At 72.3% G+C, this 17579-nt stretch carries 15 protein-coding genes; 3 read left to right on the top strand and 12 right to left on the bottom strand.

Going from position 1 to position 17579, the window contains the following annotated elements; genetic code table 11:
* Positions 1-74: 74 nt before the first annotated feature.
* The 5 genes from ACSNOB_RS22370 to ACSNOB_RS22350 are packed head-to-tail and all read right to left on the bottom strand — an operon-like array spanning position 75 to position 5098.
* Positions 75-998: a carbohydrate ABC transporter permease gene (locus tag ACSNOB_RS22370; RefSeq protein WP_436688406.1), complete on the bottom strand. Its 924-nt coding sequence runs from the start codon at positions 996-998 to the stop codon at positions 75-77.
* Positions 998-1906 (bottom strand): carbohydrate ABC transporter permease, encoded by a 909-nt coding sequence (locus ACSNOB_RS22365; RefSeq protein ID WP_091108206.1) that lies wholly within the window; start codon positions 1904-1906, stop codon positions 998-1000. Before ACSNOB_RS22365 ends, ACSNOB_RS22370 begins: the two co-directional genes overlap by 1 nt.
* A 20-nt stretch (positions 1907-1926) precedes the next feature.
* A complete protein-coding gene (gene ngcE / locus ACSNOB_RS22360) occupies positions 1927-3363 on the bottom strand; it encodes an N-acetylglucosamine/diacetylchitobiose ABC transporter substrate-binding protein (protein ID WP_436688405.1) in 1437 nt (478 codons plus the stop codon).
* Positions 3364-3389: 26 nt separating this feature from the next.
* The gene (locus ACSNOB_RS22355) at positions 3390-4139 is read right to left on the bottom strand and encodes a sugar isomerase domain-containing protein (protein ID WP_436688404.1); all 750 of its coding nucleotides are present in this window, start codon (positions 4137-4139) and stop codon (positions 3390-3392) included.
* Positions 4136-5098 carry a MurR/RpiR family transcriptional regulator gene (locus tag ACSNOB_RS22350; protein ID WP_436688403.1) on the bottom strand — a complete coding sequence of 321 codons (963 nt, stop codon included), beginning with the start codon at positions 5096-5098 and terminating at the stop codon, positions 4136-4138. The genes ACSNOB_RS22355 and ACSNOB_RS22350 overlap by 4 nt, the downstream gene beginning before the upstream one ends.
* Before the next feature lie 191 nt (positions 5099-5289).
* Between ACSNOB_RS22350 and ACSNOB_RS22345 the strand changes: the two genes are divergently transcribed.
* On the top strand, positions 5290-6276 hold the full coding sequence (locus tag ACSNOB_RS22345; RefSeq protein WP_436688402.1) for an N-acetylglucosamine kinase: 987 nt from the start codon (positions 5290-5292) through the stop codon (positions 6274-6276).
* Between the two features lie 302 nt (positions 6277-6578).
* Here the strand turns inward: ACSNOB_RS22345 and ACSNOB_RS22340 are convergent, their stop codons facing one another.
* From ACSNOB_RS22340 to ngcE (ACSNOB_RS22330), 3 genes are all read right to left on the bottom strand, one after another.
* Complete coding sequence (locus ACSNOB_RS22340; protein ID WP_436688401.1) at positions 6579-7484, bottom strand: carbohydrate ABC transporter permease; 906 nt, start codon at positions 7482-7484, stop codon at positions 6579-6581.
* Positions 7481-8389, bottom strand: a complete 909-nt coding sequence (locus tag ACSNOB_RS22335) for a carbohydrate ABC transporter permease (protein ID WP_436688400.1) — start codon at positions 8387-8389, stop codon at positions 7481-7483. Before ACSNOB_RS22335 ends, ACSNOB_RS22340 begins: the two co-directional genes overlap by 4 nt.
* A 67-nt stretch (positions 8390-8456) precedes the next feature.
* Positions 8457-9875: an N-acetylglucosamine/diacetylchitobiose ABC transporter substrate-binding protein gene (ngcE, locus tag ACSNOB_RS22330; protein ID WP_436688399.1), complete on the bottom strand. Its 1419-nt coding sequence runs from the start codon at positions 9873-9875 to the stop codon at positions 8457-8459.
* 195 nt (positions 9876-10070) lie between these two features.
* Here ngcE (ACSNOB_RS22330) and ACSNOB_RS22325 point away from each other — a divergent pair, with 195 nt between their 5' ends.
* Entirely contained in the window at positions 10071-11528 is a 1458-nt protein-coding gene (locus ACSNOB_RS22325) for an acyltransferase family protein (protein ID WP_436688398.1), read from the top strand.
* Here the strand turns inward: ACSNOB_RS22325 and ACSNOB_RS22320 are convergent.
* Both ACSNOB_RS22320 and ACSNOB_RS22315 read right to left on the bottom strand, forming a co-directional pair.
* Positions 11500-12990: a CoA-acylating methylmalonate-semialdehyde dehydrogenase gene (locus ACSNOB_RS22320; protein ID WP_436688410.1), complete on the bottom strand. Its 1491-nt coding sequence runs from the start codon at positions 12988-12990 to the stop codon at positions 11500-11502. The genes ACSNOB_RS22325 and ACSNOB_RS22320 overlap by 29 nt on opposite strands.
* Positions 12991-13037: 47 nt before the next feature.
* On the bottom strand, positions 13038-14345 hold the full coding sequence (locus ACSNOB_RS22315) for an aspartate aminotransferase family protein (RefSeq protein ID WP_436688397.1): 1308 nt from the start codon (positions 14343-14345) through the stop codon (positions 13038-13040).
* Between the two features lie 270 nt (positions 14346-14615).
* Here ACSNOB_RS22315 and ACSNOB_RS22310 point away from each other — a divergent pair, with 270 nt between their 5' ends.
* On the top strand, positions 14616-15515 hold the full coding sequence (locus ACSNOB_RS22310; RefSeq protein ID WP_436688396.1) for a glutamate cyclase domain-containing protein: 900 nt from the start codon (positions 14616-14618) through the stop codon (positions 15513-15515).
* Positions 15516-15518: 3 nt separating this feature from the next.
* Here ACSNOB_RS22310 and ACSNOB_RS22305 read toward each other — a convergent pair whose 3' ends face one another.
* The gene (locus ACSNOB_RS22305; protein ID WP_436688395.1) at positions 15519-16577 is read right to left on the bottom strand and encodes a hypothetical protein; all 1059 of its coding nucleotides are present in this window, start codon (positions 16575-16577) and stop codon (positions 15519-15521) included.
* Between the two features lie 31 nt (positions 16578-16608).
* The gene (locus ACSNOB_RS22300) at positions 16609-17478 is read right to left on the bottom strand and encodes a hypothetical protein (protein WP_436688394.1); all 870 of its coding nucleotides are present in this window, start codon (positions 17476-17478) and stop codon (positions 16609-16611) included.
* Positions 17479-17579 lie beyond the last annotated feature (101 nt).

Genomic DNA, 17579 nt, shown 5'->3' with positions numbered 1-17579 from the left:
GGCGGCGGTCCCACGGGGGGACGGCCGCCACTTTCCGGACGGCGTGCGCGACGACACCGCGCGGGGCGTCCGGGTTACTTCACCGCGCCGGAGGTGAGGCCCGACTGGATCTGCCGCTGGAAGACCGCGTAAACGATGATCATGGGGAGGATGGCGATGGTCAGCGCCGCGAAGAGACCGGACCAGTCGGCCTCGTAGCCGGCGTTGACCGAGATGTCCGCGATGCCCTGGGTGAGCACCCATTTCTCCTTGGCGTTGGAGAGCAGCACCAGCGGGAGCTGGTACTGCGCCCACTGCCCGATGATGTTGAAGATCCCGACGCTGATCAGGCCGGGCTTCGCCATCGGCAGCATCACCTGGAAGAACAGCCGGGTGTGCGAGCAGCCGTCGATCATCCCCGCCTCGGCCACCGACGCCGGCAACGTCTTGAAGAACGCGGCCAGGAAGAAGACCGTGAACGGCAGCGAGTAGGCGATGTAGACCAGGACGACCCCGGTGTGGGTGTCCAGCAGTCCCAGGTTCTTCACCACGAAGAAGAGCGGCACCAGGGCCAGGAAGACCGGGAAGGCCAGCCCCGAGACGAACAGGTAGTAGATCGCCCGGTTGCCCCAGAACTTGTAGCGCGCCAGCACGTACGCGGCCATCGAGCCGAACAGCATCGTGCCGAGCGTGCTGCACGACACCACGATGACGCTGTTGAGGAAGTAGCGGCCGACGTTGGCCTTGTTCCACGCCCGGGCGTAGTTCTCGAAGCGCAGCTCCGCCGGGAGCGTCCACGGGCTGCTGAAGATCTCCGTGGTGTTCTTGAACGAGGCGAGGAAGGTCCAGAGGATCGGCACGATCACGATCACCGCCCAGACGGCGAGGGCCACGTGCCCGAGGCCGGCGAGCAGCCGCACCTCCGAGCGTCGGCCCCGGCGCCCGCCCGAGGTGCCCGGCGTGACGGTCTTCGGCGGTAGCGCCGCCGGTGTCGGCGGCAGCGTCGTCTGCGGGTTCATCAGTACTCCACGCTTTCCCGCTTGGTGAGCCGCAGCGTCAGCGCCGCGAAGGTGATGGTGAGGAAGAACAGCGCCACGCCCATGGCGGAGGCGTAGCCGTACTTCGAGTAGACGAAGGCGTTGCGGTAGATCTCCATGGCCAGCACCGTGGTCGCGCCGTCCGGGCCGCCGCTGTCGACCGAGAGCACCGCGACGATGGCGAACGCGTCGAACGCGGCGATGCCGAGGTAGACCCAGGCGACCTGGAGGGTGTCCCACAGCAGCGGCAGGGTGACCCGGAAGAAGAGCGTCACCCGGCTCGCCCCGTCCATCTCGGCGGCCTCGTAGATCTCGCCGGGGATGGAGGCCATGCCGGCGGAGAAGAGGACCACGTAGAAGCCGACGGCCTGCCAGACCAGCACCGCGATGATCGACCAGAGCGCCAGGTTCGGCCGGACCAGGAAGAGCACCGGGTCGAAGCCGAGCTTCATCAGCACGCCGTTGATCAGACCGGACTCGTTCGGCCGGTAGACCATCTGGAACAGCACCGCGATGATGGCCACCGCCAGGACCTGGGGGAAGAAGAACACCACCCGGTAGAACTTCGCCCCCCAGACCCCCTGACGCTGCCCGCCGCTGCTCTTCCCGCCCACGTTGAGCAGGAACGAGAAGAGCAGCGCGATGGCGATGGTGATCAGCGGCAGGGCAAGCAGCAGTACGCCGTGGTGCTGGACCGCCTTCCAGAAGCTGTCGTCGTCGAACAACCTCCGGTAGTTGTCGAAGCCCACCCACTGCGGGGCGGAGAGCCCTCGCCAGTTGGTCATCGAGATCTGGAACGCCTGCGCGTACGGCGCGATGACGAAGACCACGTACAGCGTGACCGGGACGAAGAGGAACCCGATCACGAACGGATACTTGCCGTGCCGCATGATCCCTACGCTCCGATCGGTCAGCGCTTGAACTTGGCGACGGAGCTGTCCTTCTTGATCGCGTCGGCGCGCTTCTGGATCCGCTCCACGAAGGCGTCCGCCTTGATCCGGCCGAACATCAGCTCGTTGGTGGCGGTGCGCGCCTCCGTGTCGAGCTCCTTGTACCAGCCGTCGAAGTACAGGTTGAACACGTCCTGGCCGGCGGCCTTGAGCGCGCCCTGCGAGCTGGCCACACCCGGCGGGAAGGCGAAGCCGTCCGAGCCGGCGGTGACCACGGTCGGGGCCTTGACCACCTCGGTGAAGCCCTTCGCGCCGGCCACCGACAGCATCTGGCGCATGTACTCCAGGCCGCCCTTGGGGTTCTTGCTCTTGGCCGAGACGAAGTAGCCCTCACCGGCGGTCGCCCGCAGCGCCGTCGCCGGCAGCTTGTCCGACGCGGACAGGCTCGGCACCGGCATCATCTGGTACTCGAAGCCGGGCGGCGTGTCCTTCTTCTGCTCGCCCTCCAGCCAGTCGCCGCTGGGGTAGAGCGCCAGCTTGTACTGGTTCTGCCGCAGCTGCACGTCGGTGTGCTTGAGCCCCTCGAAGCTCTTGTCGACGTACTTGGCGCCGATCTCGGCCCACGCCTCGGCGGCCTGCTTGACCGCGTCCTGCTGCCAGGCGCCGTCCTCCAGGTTGTCGATGTTCTTCAGCACGTCCGTGCCGCCGATCTTCGCGGCGTGGGTGAGGATCACGTTCCACTGGTAGTAGGCCGCGTTCGCGCCGGCGTAGCCGTACGGCGTGATGCCCTTGGCCTTGATCTTGTCGAGCAGCGCGGTGAACTCGTCCCAGTTCTTCGCCGGCGCCCAGCCGTTGTCCTTGAACAGCTTGCCCGAGTACCAGATGCCGAAGACGGTGGAGACGTAGTAGAGGACGTACGGCTTGCCGTTGAACGACCCGGCCTCGACGGTGCCCGGCACCACGGTGTCGCGGACCTTCTTGTTCGGGTCGTCGACCGACGGGGCGTCCCACAGCTCGGTGAGGTCCTGGAGCTGGCCGTCGGCGACCAGGGCGCCGAAGTCCATCAGCTTCTCGCCGGAGTTGTTGACGAACTCCGGCGGGTTGCCCGAGGCGAACCGCGGCTGGAGCACGGTGGAGACGGCCTGGGTGGACTGGTGCTTGATCTCGGCCTTCGGGAACGCCTTCTTGTACAGCGGCTGGTGCACGTCGGTGGCGTACTTCTCGCCGTAGCCGCCGTTGAAGATGATCACCTCGACCGGGGCGTCCTCGGCAACGCCGAGCGGGTTGGTGGCGCTCTTGGTGCCGCCGGCCACCTGCTCGTTCTTCTCGTCGCCGCCGCTGGTCGCGCAGGCGCTCAGCAGGCCGACGGCGGGGGTGGCGAGCAGGCCCGCGGCGGCCGCCCGGCGCAGCACCGTCCGGCGGCTCAGATCCGCCGGGTTCTCGGGGGTAATCGACATCGTCGTCTCTCCTTGTGGTGTTCGGGTCAGGCGGTCCGCCGGAGGCGCCCGGCGTACCGCGACTCGAGGGCGTGGTTGTGCTCGTCCCCGCCGGGGACGTTGGCGGAGAGGTAGATAGGGGGCACCTCTCCGGCCTGGTGGAACCGTCGTACGACCTCGGCGGTCAGCAACTGCGCCAGCAGCGCGGAGGTGACCGACGAGACCGCACAGACCGCGCCGCCGCCCTCGAGCGGCAGCAGTGCGTCGCCGTACGGCGCGCCGTTGTCCAGCACGACGTCGGCGAGATCGGCGAGCCGCCGGCCGGACGGGTGTCGCGGGGCGACCCGTGCGGTGTGCTCGACCGAGGTGACCGCGATCAGCGGGTGACCGCGGTCGGTGACCAGCGCCGCCAGCTCGACCACCGAGCCGTTGATGCCGGACTGGGACGCCACCACGAACACGTCCTGCGGCTGCGGGGCCGCCAGCGCGTAGATCTGGTGGGCGATGGCGGGGTCGCGCTCCAGCTTCGGATCGGCGAGCACGTCGCGCGGGGCGTCGCCGTGCAGCACGAGGTCGTGGATGGAGAGCCGGTTGGCGGGCACCAGTCCACCCGCCCGGGCGACCAGCTCCGCAGCGAACGCCTCGGAGTGACCCGCGCCGAACGCCTGGAGCACCCCGCCGGAGCGCAGGCTGGCCGCGATCAGGTCGGCGGCGGCGTCGATCCCGTCGGCGCTGGCGTCGACCAGCCGGTCGAGCACCGGACGGACCGCCTCGGCGTACCCCTGTGCGCTGATCATGCCGTGGCCCTCTTCGCGGCCTTGTGCCCGTCGACGGCCTGGGCGGTGCGCCGGAAGGCCGCGTGGGCGCGGTCGTGGGTGCGCTGGGCGACGGCGATGTAGAGCAGGTCGAGCACGACGAGCTGCGGGTGCCGGGCCGACAGCGCGTCGGGGCGGAACGTGGTGGCCTGGCTGGCGGTGAGCAGCACGATGTCGGCCAGCTCGGCCAGCGGCGAGCGCGGGAAACCGGTCAGCGCCACGGTGGTCGCGCCCCGGCTGCCCGCCTCGGCGAGCATCTCGATGGTCTCCCGGGTCTGGCCGGTGTGCGAGATGCCGAGCGCCACGTCGCCCTGGCGCAGCAGGGCCGCGCTGGCCAGGCCCTCGTGCACGTCGTTCCAGGCCCAGGCCGCCACGCCGATGCGGTGCAGGCTGAACTGCATCTCCTCGCCCACCAGGGCGCTGCCGCTCGCGCCGAAGATGTTCACCCGCGACGCCCGGGCGATGGCGACGGCGGCGCGTTCGACCTCGGCGAGGTCGAGCAGCGCGGCGGTGTCGTGCATGGCGCGGGTGTCCGCGGCCATGATCTGGTCGAGCACCCGCGTGAGGGGGTCGCTCGGCTGGATCTCGCGTCCGATGTCGACGGTCCAGCCCGCCGAGCGGGCCCGGCCGGTCTCGGCGGCGATGCCCAGCCGCAGGTCGGCGTAGCCCTCGAAGCCCATCGCGCGGCAGAACCTGGTGATCGTGGCCGGGGAGGTGCCGCTGCGCTCGGCCAGCTCCACGATGGTCGCCCGGGCGGCCGCCTCCGGGTCGCTGAGCACGTGCTCGGCGACCCGGCGCAGCGCCCCGGTCAGCTCGCCCATGCCGGCCCGGACCCGCGCCAGCACGCCGTCGGAGGCGACCCCGAGCGCCGCCCGCCGGTCGACCGCGTCGGCGTCGACCACCGCGGTCCCCGCGGAGGTGTCCACCTCGTGATCAACCATGGGACGCCTTTCCGAAAAGACTGTTAACTGTTAGTGGTAAAAGTTCTTACTGAAGGCCCCTCCATGTCAAGGCCGTGGGCGAAGTTTTCAAACTGTTACCTGGCGCACAGCCCTCGACGCGGCCCGGCCCTTGCCCCGCGCCGCCGGGCCGACCAGCATGAACGCGGCGTTGATCAGGGAGGTGGGTGCGGATGTCCGACACCGTCGTGGTCGGTCTCGACGTCGGGGGTACGTCCACCCGGGCGACCGCCCTGAGCCTGGACGGGCGGCGACTCGGCAGCGGCCGGGCCGGCGGCGGCAACCCCACCAGCCACGGCGCCGAGCGGGCCGCCGGAGAACTCCTGGCCGCCCTGCGCGAGGCGCTCGCCGACCTCGACCCCGCCCGGGTGCGGGCCGGCACCATCGGGCTGGCCGGGGCGGGCCGGCTGCTCGCCGACCCCGTCGGTCGGGACGCCTTCGACCGGGCCTGGCGCGACGCCGGCCTGCGCTGCCCGTACGCCGTGCACGGCGACGCGCTGGTCGCGTACGCCTCCGGCACCGCGAGCCCCGACGGCACGGTGCTCATCGCCGGCACCGGCGCGATCGCCGCCGAGGTCCGCGAGCTGCGGCTGGACCGGGTCGCCGACGGTCACGGCTGGCTGCTCGGCGACGCCGGCTCGGGATTCTGGCTGGGCCGGGAGGCGGTGCGCCGGCTCCTGGCCGACCTGGACCGGGGCCGGGCCCCGGGGCGGATGGCGACGGCGGTGCTCGTCGACCTGCTCGGCTCCGCCGAGGTGGCGGCCCGCCCCCGGGACACCGTCGACGCGCTGGTCCAGGCGGTGACCCGGCGGCCCCCGGTGGAGCTGGCCCGACTCGCGCCCCTGGTGATCGCCGCCGCGGTGGACGGCGAGCCGGTCGCCGGCGGGCTGGTCGACGAGGCCGCGGCGCACCTGGCGGAGAGCACCGCGCGCATCCGCCCGGCCGGCGACGCCGCCCCGATCGTGCTCGGCGGCGGCCTGCTGACCGGCGACACCCCGCTGGCGGTGGCGGTCCGCGCGGAGGTCGCCCGGCGGTGGCCGGACGCGCCGCTGCGCTCGGCCGGCGACGGCGCGGCCGCGGCGGCCTGGCTCGCCGCCCGCGACCTGCCCGAGGTGACCGACCCGCAGGCGCTGCACGCCCTGCTGGTCCCTGCGGCCTGACCTCCGAGGGGCGCCGGAGAGGTCCGGCCGCTGCTCTCTGCGGCCTGACCTCCGAGGGGCATCGGAGAGGTCCGGCTGCTGCTCCCTGCGGCCTGACCTCCGACCGGCGCCGAAGAGGTCCGGCACGGCGCTGTCGAGCTGAGTCGGCTACGACATCAGCTCGACAGCACACGCACCGTGGTGGCCGGCCGCTTCGCCCGCGCCAGCTGGACGACGCCTCGCTGGCAGGTCTCCCCACGCGCCGCTGCTGACGGCGCGCGACCGGCCCGGGCGGGGTCAGAAACGGTCAGGAATGGACGGGCTCACTTGAGCTGGCCGGCGGTCAGGCCGGACTGGACCTGGCGCTGGAAGGCGACGTAGACCAGCAGCACCGGGACCACCGCGATGGTGAGACCGGCGAAGAGCTGGGCGTAGTCGCCCGCGTATCCCTGGTTGACCGAGAGCGCGGCGAGGCCCTGGGCGAGCACCCACTTGGACTCGTCGCCCTGCATCAGCACCTGGGGCAGCAGGAACTGGTTCCAGTGGCTCAGGAAATTGAAGATCCCGACGCTGATCAGTCCCGGACGCGCCATCGGCAGCATCACCTGGAAGAAGAGCCGGAAGTGACCGCAGCCGTCGACCAGGGCCGCCTCCGCGACGGAGGTGGGCAGGGTGCGGAAGAAGGCGGTCAGGAAGAAGACCGTGAACGGCAGCGAGTACGCCGCGTAGACCAGGATCAGCCCGGTCCAGGTGCCGAAGAGACCGGCGTTGCGGACCACGAAGAACAGCGGCACCAGGGCGAGGAAGACGGGGAACATCAGCCCGCCGACGAACAGGTAGTAGACGAACTGCTTGCCGCGGAACTCGTAGCGGGCGAAGACGTACGCGGCGGAGGCGCCCATCAGCATGGTCAGGGTGACCGAGCCGGCCACCACCACCAGGCTGTTGATGAAGTACTGCCCGATGTGCGCCCCGCTCCAGGCGCGGGCCCAGTTGTCGAAGCGCAGCTCGCCGGGGAGCCCCCACGGGTCGGAGAGGATCTCCGCGTTGCTCTTGAACGAGCTGAGGAACATCCAGAGCAGCGGCAGCACGGTGAGCGCGCCCCAGAACAGCAGGAAGCCGTGGGACAGCACGTTGGCGACGCCGAGTTCGCGGCGGACCGGACGGTCGGCCGGGGTGGCGGCCTCGGCGGGCAGCGCCACGGGGGCGGGCTTGTCCAGAGTCGTCACGAGTACTCGATCCTGTCTCGCTTGCTGGCCCGCAGCGCCAGCACCGCCACCGTGAGGGTCAGGAAGAACATCACCACGCCGATCGCCGAGGCGTAGCCGAACTTGGTCTCGCTGCCGAACGCCGTGTCGTACATCCGCACGCCGATGACGTCGGTGGAGAAGTTCGGCCCGCCGTTGGTCATCAGCTGGACCAGGATGAACCCGTCCAGGGCGAAGATGGCCAGGTAGACCCAGGCGACCTGCACGGTGTCCCACAGCAGCGGGATGGTCACCTTGCGCAGCGTGGTCAGCCGGGAGGCGCCGTCGAGCATGACCGCCTCGTAGATCTCCTTCGGGATGGCCGACATGGCCGCGCCGAAGAGCACCACGTAGAAGCCGACGTTGCTCCAGATCATCACGGCGAGCACGCACCAGAAGGCGGTCTTCGGGTCGCCGAGCCAGGTGGGCGCGGAGAGGCCGACGCTGTTCATGGCGCTGGTCAGCAGCCCCTTGTTGGGGTGGTAGACCTCCTTCCACAGCAGCGCGATGATGACCACCGACAGCACCTGCGGGAAGAAGTAGACCGTCCGGTAGAACGACGAGCCCCGCACGCCGCTGACCCCCGCACGCCCCTTGCGGCCACCCATGTTGAGCATGGTGGCGAAGAAGAGGCCGAGCACGATGGTCAGCACCGGCACCAGCGCCAGCAGGATCGCGTTGTTCTTCAACGCGTTCCAGACGTAGTCGTCCTTCCACAGGGCCGTGAAGTTCGCCATCCCCACGGAGTTGGCGTCGGCCGAGTAGCCGAGCCAGTCGGTCGTGGAGATCTGGAACGCCTGCAGGTACGGCGACACGACGAAGATGACGTAGAGCAGCACCGGCGGCACCAGGAAGGTGACGATCAGCGGGTACTTGCCATGTCTCACGATGAGGTCCTACCTCCGAGCTGCGGTCCGGTGGGAGCGGGGCGTCCCGCTCCCACCGGCCGGGATGTCAGACGGCCCGCTTGTACTTCTTGATCGAGCTGTCCTGGGCGATCGAGTCGGCGCCCTTCTGGCACTGGTCGAGGAAGTCCGCCGGGCCGATCCGCCCGCTGAAGAACTCGCCGCAGGCGGCGTCGACGAGGTTGCGCTCCAGCTTGCGGTAGTAGTTGTTGTAGACCCAGTTGAAGCCGTTGCTGCCGGACGCCTCCAGCGCCTTCACCACCGTGTTCAGCCCGAACGGCAGCTCGACGCCCTCGCTGGCGCCGGCCACCACGGTCAGGCTGGAGACCTTCCTGGTGAAGTCCTGCGCGCCCTTCTTGGAGAGCATGACCCGGAAGTACTCCAGGCCACCGGCGACGTTCTTGGCCTTGGCGGGCACCATGAACGGCTCACCGGCGGTGCCCCGGACCGCCTCGAACGGCAGCTTGTCGCCGCTGCCGAGGCTCGGGGTCGGCTGGATGGTCATGTTGAACCCGGCGGGGGTGACGTCCTTCTGCTCGCTCTCCAGCCAGGAACCGCAGGAGATGAAGGCGGCCTTGCCCTGGCACCACGCGGTCTGCGACTGCTTGTGGTCGAGGCCGGGCGAGCCCTCGAGGATGTACTTGTCCTTGACGATCTGGTGCCAGGCGTCGGCCGCGGCCTTCATCGCGTCGGACTTCCAGGCGTTGGGCTCCAGGTTGTCGATCGCGGTGGCGACCGACGGGCCACCGAACTTGATCGCGGTGGAGATCAGCGGCCAGCTCATGTAGCGCGGGTGCGCGCCCGCGTACGTCCACGGGGCGATGCCGGCGGCCTTGATCTGCTTGCACAGCGCGATGTGCTCGTCCCAGGTCTTGGCGTACTGCCAGTTGCGCTCGGTGAAGAGCTTGGTGGAGTGCCAGATGCCGTAGACGGTGTAGGTGTAGTTCATCACCAGGAACTTGCCGTCGTACGAGCCGACCTCGACCGCGCCCGGCAGCAGCGTGTCCTTGACCGTCTTGCCGGGGACGTCGAGGCTCGGGGCGGCGAGCAGCTCACCCAGGTCGGCGATCGCGTTCTGGGAGACCAGGCCGTTGAAGTCGATCTGACCGGCGCCGGAGTTGTTGACCACGTCCGGCGGGGTGCCGTCGACGAAGCGCGGCTGGAGCGTCTTGCTGATCTCCTGCGTCGCCGAGTGGTTGATCTTCGCCTTCGGGTACTTCTCGGTGTACATGGCCTCGTGGGCCTTCGCGTACTCCTCGCCGAAGCCGCCGTTGAAGATCACCACCTCGAGGGGCGCGTCCTCCTTGACCCCGAGCGGGTTCTGCTCGCTCTTGGTGCCCTTGTAGGTGCCGGCGTCGCCCTTGTCGTCGTCGCCACCTCCGGTGGCGCAGCCGGCGAGCAGGCCGGCGGCAGGGGTGGCCAGCAGGCCGGCGGCGGCGCTGCGCCGCAGGATGTCACGCCTGTTCATGGTCTCTCCTCGGATCGGGTCCGGGCGGTCGCCGGCTGGGGGAAGGCGGCCGCCGCACGAGGCGCAGGGGGAAGTTGTCTTCAGTTAGTTTGATGTTGCTGAAGAATTTCTACGGCAGGAACCCGCGGACTTCAAGACCGCGGACCGAACCGTTATCACCACCGGCCAGATCCTGCCTGACATACCCTCGGGGCCATGCGCCGTCTGCGGCAACTCGCCGAGCGCACCCCGGCAGGTCGGGAGCGCTACGTCGATCTGCTCCGGGCGCTCGCGATCGTCATGGTCGTTCTCGGCCACTGGGCGGTCGCCGCGATCAGCGAGGACCCTACCGGCCGGCCGACGGCCCGGTCGGCACTGCCCGACCTGCCCTGGGCGTACCCGCTGACCTGGGTGGCCCAGGTGATGCCGGTGTTCTTCCTGGTCGGCGGCTACGCCAACGCCGCCTCGCTGGCCTCCCGCCGCGCCGCCGGCGGCGACGCCGTCTCCTGGCTGCTGGACCGGGGCGCGCGGCTGCTGCGCCCCACGACCGCCCTGCTCCTGGTGATCGCCGCCGGCGCCGCCGTAGCCTCGCTGGCCGGCGTCGAGGCGACGCTGGTGCGTACCGTCGGCTGGTTCGCCACCATCCCGCTGTGGTTCCTCGCCGCCTACCTGGTGGTGGTGCCGCTGGCCCCGGCGATGTACGCCCTGCACCGGCGCTTCGGGCTGCTCGTCCCGCTCGCGCTGGCGGCCCTGGTCGCCGCGGGCGACCTGGGGCGCGCGCTCGGGCCGGCCGAGCTGGCGCTGCCGAACTACGTCTTCGGCTGGCTGGCCGTCCACCAGCTCGGCTTCGCCTGGCGCGACGCCCGCGCCGAGCCGGCGACCGAGCCGCCCGGCCGCCACAACGCACCCGCGTCGCGCGGCGTCCGCACCCGTCGGCTGCCGCTGTCCCGGCGGGCGGGTGGGGCGGCGCTGCTGGGCGGGCTCGCCGCGACGGTGCTGCTGACCGCCGGGCCGTACCCGGTCAGCATGCTCAACGTGCCCGGCGAGCGCCTCGACAACGCCGCGCCCCCCAGCCTGGCGCTGCTGACCCTGACCACGGCCCAGCTCGGCCTGATCCTGCTGCTGCGCGACCCGGCGGAACGGTGGCTGCGCCGCTCCCGCCCCTGGCAGGCGGTGATCGCGGTGAACGCGGTCGTGCTCACCGTCTTCCTCTGGCACCTCATCGCCGCGATCCTGCTGGTCGGCGCGCTGGACGCGGCGGGGCTGCTGCCGACCCCGCCGGTGGGCTCGGCCGCCTGGCTGGCCTGGCGGGTGCCGTGGGTGCTGATGCTGACCGTGGTGCTGGCCGCCCTGGTCGCCGCCTTCGGCCCCGTCGAGGCCCGTACCGGCCCGACCGGCCGGCCCCGGCACGGCGGGCGGGCCGACGGCAGCGCGGCGCCGCCGGGCCGCCCGCGGGGAGACGGGCGGGCCGACGGCCGCCGGTGGCGGGCCACCGCGCGCGGCGGGCTCGCCGCCGCCGGTTTCGCCGCCGTGGTGTACGCCCTGGTGGTCAACGCCGAGACGCCGAGGTCGGCGCCCGAGCCGCTGGGGGTGCCGGCCTCGGCTCTGGTGGCGTACCTGGCCGGGGCCGGCGTCCTGCGGCTGCTCAGGTCTGGGTGGGGAAGCCGAGGTTGACCCCGCCGTGGCGGGGGTCCAGCCAGCGGCTGGTGACGACCTTGCCCCGGGTGAAGAAGCGCACCCCGTCCTCGCCGTGCGCGTGCAGGTCGCCGAAGAGCGAGGAGCGCCAGCCGCCGAAGGAGTAGTAGGCCATCGGCACCGGGATCGGCACGTTGATGCCGACCATGCCGACCTCCACCTCGTGCTGGTAGCGCCGGGCCGCGCCGCCGTCGTTGGTGAAGATCGCCGTGCCGTTGCCGTACGGGTTGGCGTTGACCAGCTCCACCGCCTCGTCGTACGAGCCGACCCGGAGCACGCTGAGCACCGGACCGAAGATCTCGTCGGTGTAGACGGACATCTCCGGGGTGACCCGGTCGAACAGCGTCGGGCCGAGCCAGAACCCGGCCGGGTCGCCGTCGGGCTCGACGTCGCGGCCGTCGACCACCGGCACCGCGCCGGCGGCCACTCCGGCCTCCACGTACGAGCGGACCCGCTCGGCATGCGCGGCGGTGACCAGCGGCCCCATGTCGCAGCCACGCCGGCCGTCGCCGGTGCGCAGCCCGGCCATCCGCGCGGCGATCCGGGCGACCAGGTCGTCGCCGACCGGCTCCACCGCGACCAGCGCCGAGATCGCCATGCACCGCTCCCCCGCCGAGCCGAACCCGGCGTTGACCGCCGCGTCGGCGGCCAGGTCCAGGTCGGCGTCCGGGAGCACCACCATGTGGTTCTTCGCCCCGCCGAGCGCCTGCACCCGCTTGCCGGCGGCGGTGCCGCGCTGGTAGACGTACCGGGCGATCGGGGTGGAGCCGACGAAGGAGACCGCCCGCACCCCCGGGTGGTCCAGCAGCGCGTCCACGGCCTCCTTGTCGCCGTTGACCACGTTCAGCACCCCGTCGGGCAGGCCGGCCTCGGCGAACCACTCGGCGAGCAGCAGCGCGGCGCTCGGGTCCTTCTCGCTCGGCTTGAGCACCACCGCGTTGCCGCAGGCGACCGCGACCGGCACGAACCACAGCGGCACCATCACCGGGAAGTTGAACGGGGAGATCACCGCGACCACGCCGAGCGGCTGGCGAAGGCTGTACGAGTCGACCTCCGTGGAGACGTTCTCGCTGAACCCGCCGCGCAGCGCCGAGGGGATGCCGCAGGCGTACTCGATGACCTCCAGGCCGCGCTGCACCTCGCCGGCGGCGTCGGCGAGCACCTTGCCGTGCTCGGCGGTGATCACCTCGGCGAGCCGGTCCCGCCGGGCGTTGACCAGCTCACGGAAGGCGAAGAGGACCGCCGTCCGCCTCGCCAGCGACGCGTCCCGCCAGGCCCGGGCGGCGCGCTCGGCAGCCTCCACGGCGACCGCGACGTCCGCCGCCGAGGCCAGCGCCACCCGGGCGGTACGCCGGCCGGTGGCCGGGTCGAAGACGTCCCCGTGCCGCGGCGAGGAGCCGCCGAACCGCTTGCCGTCGACGAAGTGCGCCACCGTGGCCAGGTCGCCGGCGGTCGCCGCGTCCGTGCCGGGCCGGCCGGTCGCCGCGCTCACGCCGGGACCTCGGCGGCGGCGCAGGAGCGGATCGCGTCGATGAGGATCGCCAGGCCCTCGCGGGCCTCGTCCTCGGTCAGCGTGAGCGGCGGACCCATCCGCAGCACGTTGCCGTGCAGGCCGCCCTTGCCGATCAGCAGCCCGCCGGCCTTGCACGCCTCGAGGACGCGGACGGTCAGCGCCGGATCCGGCTCCGTCGTGCCCGGGCGGACGAGCTCGACGCCGATCATCAGCCCCTTGCCGCGTACCTCCGCGACGCGGTCGAGGCCCCCCACGGCGGCGCGCAGGCCGTCGGCGAGGATCGCGCCGGTGCGGGCCGCGTTGGCCTGCAGATCGTTATCGAGCAGGTAGTCCAGCACGGCGTTGCCGGCGGCGGTGGAGACCGGGTTGCCGCCGAAGGTGCAGAAGCTGATCGCCGGCACCGAATCCAGCACGTCCGCCCGGCCGACGACGCCGGCCAGGGCGAAGCCGTTGCCGATGCCCTTGGCGAAGGTGAGCAGGTCGGGGGTGACGCCGTGCGCCTGGTAGCCCCAGAAGTGCTCGCCGGTGCGCCCCCAGCCGGTCTGCACCTCGTCGGAGACGAACAGGATGCCGTGCTCGTCGAGCACCTTCTTCCACGCGGCGAAGAGCCCGTCCGGCGGGTGCACGAAGCCACCCACGCCCTGGATCGGCTCGGCGATCAGGCAGGCGACGTCGCCCGCCGTCTGGGTGGCGAGCACCTCGCGCAGGTCCTCCACCGCCGCGTCGACCCGCTGCGACTCGTCGAGCCGGGCGAGCAGGCCGCGCAGCCGCTCCCCGGAGTGCAGCCAGGCCACCTGGAGCGGGTTGAGCGCGCTGGCCGACCAGCCGCGGTTGCCGGTCACGCCCATCGTCGCGTACGACCGGCCGTGATAGCTGTTGCGCACCGCGAGGATCTGCGCCGAGCGGCGGTGGTTGGTGGCGAACAGCAGCGCCGCCTCGTTCGCCTCGGTGCCCGAGTTGGCGAAGAACACCCGCGCGTCCGGGATGCCGGAGAGCCGGGCGACCTTCTCGGCCAGCTCGACCTGCTGCCGGATGAGGTAGAGCGTGGAGCTGTGCACGATGCCGGTGCGGATCTGCCGCTCGACCGCCTCGCGGATCTCCGGGATGTCGTAACCGATCATCGAGGTCAGCACCCCGCCGAAGAAGTCCAGGTAGGTGCGGCCCCGGGCGTCGGTGACCCGGCGGCCCGAGCCGGAGACCAGCTCGATCGGCTCGTCGTAGTAGAGCGGCATCCAGGACGGGAGCACGGCCCGGTGCCGGGCCAGCAGATCGTCGGCGGTCATCGTCGCACCCTCTCAGCGGCGTTGGCGGTAACCGCACGCTGCCACCGCCGGACGACAGGGACAACTGTCACTGTGTAGCGCAGCGACGCCGGCCGCCTGACAGCCCGTCAACCACCCTCCTGCGGTTTCCGGGGTCGATGAAGCCCCCTTAACGGATATCGGTGGGGTGGGTGCGCTCCCACAACTTATTCCGCACCCGGTTCGGCGGCGCGCGCGGATCGACCGACGGACATACCCTGGGTCGGTCCCGATCGACGAGGAGGTGCGCCCGTGCGGGTGGAGGAGACGATCGCCGAGCTGGAACAGGTGGCCGCGACCGAGGTCGGCCGGGGCAGCGCCAAGCTGGCGGTGCCCTCGGCCGGCGGGCTGCTCGCCGCCGCCCGGTCGATCGCCGGGCACCCCGCGCCCGACGCGGCCGTGCTCACCGGCTTCTTCATCCCGGCCGCCGACCCGCCCGCGGCGGAGACCGACGGGCCGATCGGGTCGGTGCAGGTCGCCGCCGCGCTGCGGGCGCTGGGCGGCCGGGCCCGGCTGGTCACCGACGACCCGTGCGCGCCGGTGGTCACCGCGGCGCTGGCCGCCGCCGCGCCGGAGGTGCCGTTGGAGGTGGCGCCGCTGAAGGGGTACGACGCCTGGGCGGACGACGCCGCACAGCGGTACGCGAGGCTGTCGCACCTGATCGCCTGCGAGCGGGTAGGCCCGAGCGCCGACGGTCGCCCCCGCAACATGCGCGGGGAGGACATCGGCGCGCACACCGCCCCCCTCGACCGGCTCTACACCGCCGGGTCGGGTTTCCGGGTCGGCATCGGCGACGGCGGCAACGAGTTGGGCATGGGCCGGCTGCCGGCGGAGCTGGTCGGGCGGGCGGTGGATCGCGGCGAGCGGATCCGGTGCGTCGTCGGCTGCGACGCGCTGCTCGTCGGCGGCACCTCGAACTGGGCGGCCGCCGCCCTGGTGGGCGCGCTGGCGGTGCTGCGCCCGGACGTGCCGACCCTGCGGGAGCTGCTCCGACCCGAGTGGTCGTACGACGTGTTGACCGCGATCGTGCTGCACGCGGGCGCCGTGGACGGCGTGCGGCGGCGCGCCGAACTGAGCGTGGACGGCCTGGACTGGCCCGCGTACGCCGAACCGCTGGCCCGGATCGCGGAGCTGGTCGCCCGGTCGGGGTGAGCGTCAGCGCCCCCGGCCGAGGTCGTCGGGCACCGGCAGGTCCCGGTGGTGGCCCGGCCGGTTGGCGCCCGGCAGTGGGCGCCGGAGTTCCCGCTCGTTGCGCCCGGCGGTGGTGGCCGCCCGGCCGTTCCCGGTCCCGGCGGGGCCGTCCGCCGGCGCTCCGCCGCCCGGCCGCTCCTCGCCCGGGCCGGGCGCGGCGTCGTCCCCGACACCGTCCACGGCGGATCCGCCCGGCGCCGCCCGGGGCCCGTGGCCGCCCGGCGGGAGACCGGGCCGGCGGGGCCGCCGCAGCGTCAGGTTCAGCGCGAGGGCGAGCACGGCGAAGGTGGCCCACCCGCCGGCCAGGGCGGCGGCCGACGACACGTCCTGGAGATAGTGGTGACAGGCGAGGAAGCCGACCAGGGCCAGGCTGTTGCGGGCGAAGTGCCGGCTGAACTCGACCAGTTGACGGCGGGCCTCGACGGCGACCAGCACCCCGGAGTAGGGGAAGGTCACCACCATCCCGCGCAGCAACTGGCCGAGCAGCCCGGTGAGCACCGCGCCGACGAAGATCACCACCAGCTTGGCCGGGGCGGGCAGACTGTCCCGCCGGGGATCGACCGGCTCCGCCCGGACCGCCGGCCCGGTGCCGGCCCGGCCGGCGGGGCTGTCGGCGTCACCGGCCGCGGCGCTGTCGGCGTCACCGGCGGCGCGCCGCGCATGGCGACGCAGCACCGCCATCGCCGCCACCCACAGCAGCACGGAGCCGGCCAGCGCCGGCCCGAACGGCACCGGGACCGCCAGCAGCCCCGCGCTCAGCCCCACGTACGCGGCGACGCCGGCCAGGTCGGCGAGGAGGATCGGCCAGCGCCACCGGTGGTGGGTCACCGCGACGGTGACGAAGAAGAGGTTGAGACCGAGCACGCCCAGCAACTGGGCGCCGTCCACCGGGTAGCCGGTCGTCACCAGGGCGAGGGTCATCGGCAGCGGCAGGCTGTAGACGAAGGCCCGCAGCCGGACGGAGCGGATCAGGCTGACCGCCCAGACCACCGCCGTCACGAGCAGGACGGCACTCCACGTCATGGTCGGCCCGTTTCCGGTGCGTCGGCGCCGCTCATCGGTAGGTCGCCTCCCGGGCGCACGCGGCGAAGGCGGTACGCAGCCGCTCCAGGTCGCCGGGGTTGACGGAGAACTGGTTCAGGCTGATCTCACCGTGCGCGCTCATCGTCGGCTCCCAGGCGCTTGTTCCGTCCCAGAGTGCCAGGTTGACGTGCAGGTCGGGGCGGATGGCGCCCCACCGCAGCAGGCCGACCCGCACCCCGGCCCGCAGCTGCGTCTCCACCAGCTCGGACAGCTCGTCGGAGATTCCCGCGTGGACGAAGATCCGGGTGATCCGCACGCCCCGCTCCAACGCCTCCACGTTGGCCGCCCAGTAGGCCCGGCCGATGTCGCTGTGCCACCAGCTCAGCTCACCGCTGGCCCGGGGCATCACGTGGGTCACCGCGTCCATGAACCGGACGCAGTCCCGCAGGCCGGCCATCAGGTCCTCGTAGTCCTCGCCGGGCCGGACGATGCGGCCCGCCCGCAACTGCTCGGTCTCGACCCGGAACCGCTCGAAGCGGCGGCGGGCCTCCTCCGCGACCCGGCTGCCCGGGTACGCCTCCGCCGCCTCCCGGGCGGCGGTGACCAGCGGCGGGACCGCGTGCACCAGCCACGGCGGACCCTCCAGCAGCGTACGCAGGTGGAACCGGCGCTCCGCGCGGGCCAGCGAGTCCACCAGCAGCGAGATGGTGATGCCCATCAGCCCGGCCAGCAGCGACTCCACGCCGGTGGCGGCGTTGGTGAGGTCGAGCGTGACCGACAGCGAGATCGACAACGCGATGCCGATGAGCGCCACCGGATCGGTGTGCGCGAGCAGCCGGACCAGCCCGCTGGCCGAACCGGCTCGCCCCCGGGGGCGCCTGCGGAGCACGTCACCTGCCATGGGCAACCTCCGGTGTCGGTGATGCGGCCCAGCGTATTGCCGCTCCACAATGGCGCGCCGTCCCCGTCCGGTCCGACCCGTCGCGCCGGTACGATCCGGCG

It is taken from the genome of Micromonospora sp. URMC 106 (assembly GCF_051386395.1).
Lineage (GTDB): Bacteria > Actinomycetota > Actinomycetes > Mycobacteriales > Micromonosporaceae > Micromonospora.
Note: the sequence above shows the minus strand (reverse complement) of the source record. Positions and strands in the feature narration are given on the sequence as shown.

Excerpts from the sequence above, each read along its gene's own strand:
- ACSNOB_RS22370 (WP_436688406.1), bottom strand. The coding sequence starts at position 998 with ATGAACCCGCAGACGACGCTGCCGCCGACACCGGCGGCGCTACCGCCG.
- ACSNOB_RS22365 (WP_091108206.1), bottom strand. The coding sequence starts at position 1,906 with ATGCGGCACGGCAAGTATCCGTTCGTGATCGGGTTCCTCTTCGTCCCG.
- ngcE (WP_436688405.1), bottom strand. The coding sequence starts at position 3,363 with ATGTCGATTACCCCCGAGAACCCGGCGGATCTGAGCCGCCGGACGGTG.
- ACSNOB_RS22355 (WP_436688404.1), bottom strand. The coding sequence starts at position 4,139 with ATGATCAGCGCACAGGGGTACGCCGAGGCGGTCCGTCCGGTGCTCGAC.
- ACSNOB_RS22350 (WP_436688403.1), bottom strand. The coding sequence starts at position 5,098 with ATGGTTGATCACGAGGTGGACACCTCCGCGGGGACCGCGGTGGTCGAC.
- ACSNOB_RS22345 (WP_436688402.1), top strand. The coding sequence starts at position 5,290 with ATGTCCGACACCGTCGTGGTCGGTCTCGACGTCGGGGGTACGTCCACC.
- ngcE (WP_436688399.1), bottom strand. The coding sequence starts at position 9,875 with ATGAACAGGCGTGACATCCTGCGGCGCAGCGCCGCCGCCGGCCTGCTG.
- ACSNOB_RS22325 (WP_436688398.1), top strand. The coding sequence starts at position 10,071 with ATGCGCCGTCTGCGGCAACTCGCCGAGCGCACCCCGGCAGGTCGGGAG.
- ACSNOB_RS22315 (WP_436688397.1), bottom strand. The coding sequence starts at position 14,345 with ATGACCGCCGACGATCTGCTGGCCCGGCACCGGGCCGTGCTCCCGTCC.
- ACSNOB_RS22305 (WP_436688395.1), bottom strand. The coding sequence starts at position 16,577 with ATGACGTGGAGTGCCGTCCTGCTCGTGACGGCGGTGGTCTGGGCGGTC.
- ACSNOB_RS22300 (WP_436688394.1), bottom strand. The coding sequence starts at position 17,478 with ATGGCAGGTGACGTGCTCCGCAGGCGCCCCCGGGGGCGAGCCGGTTCG.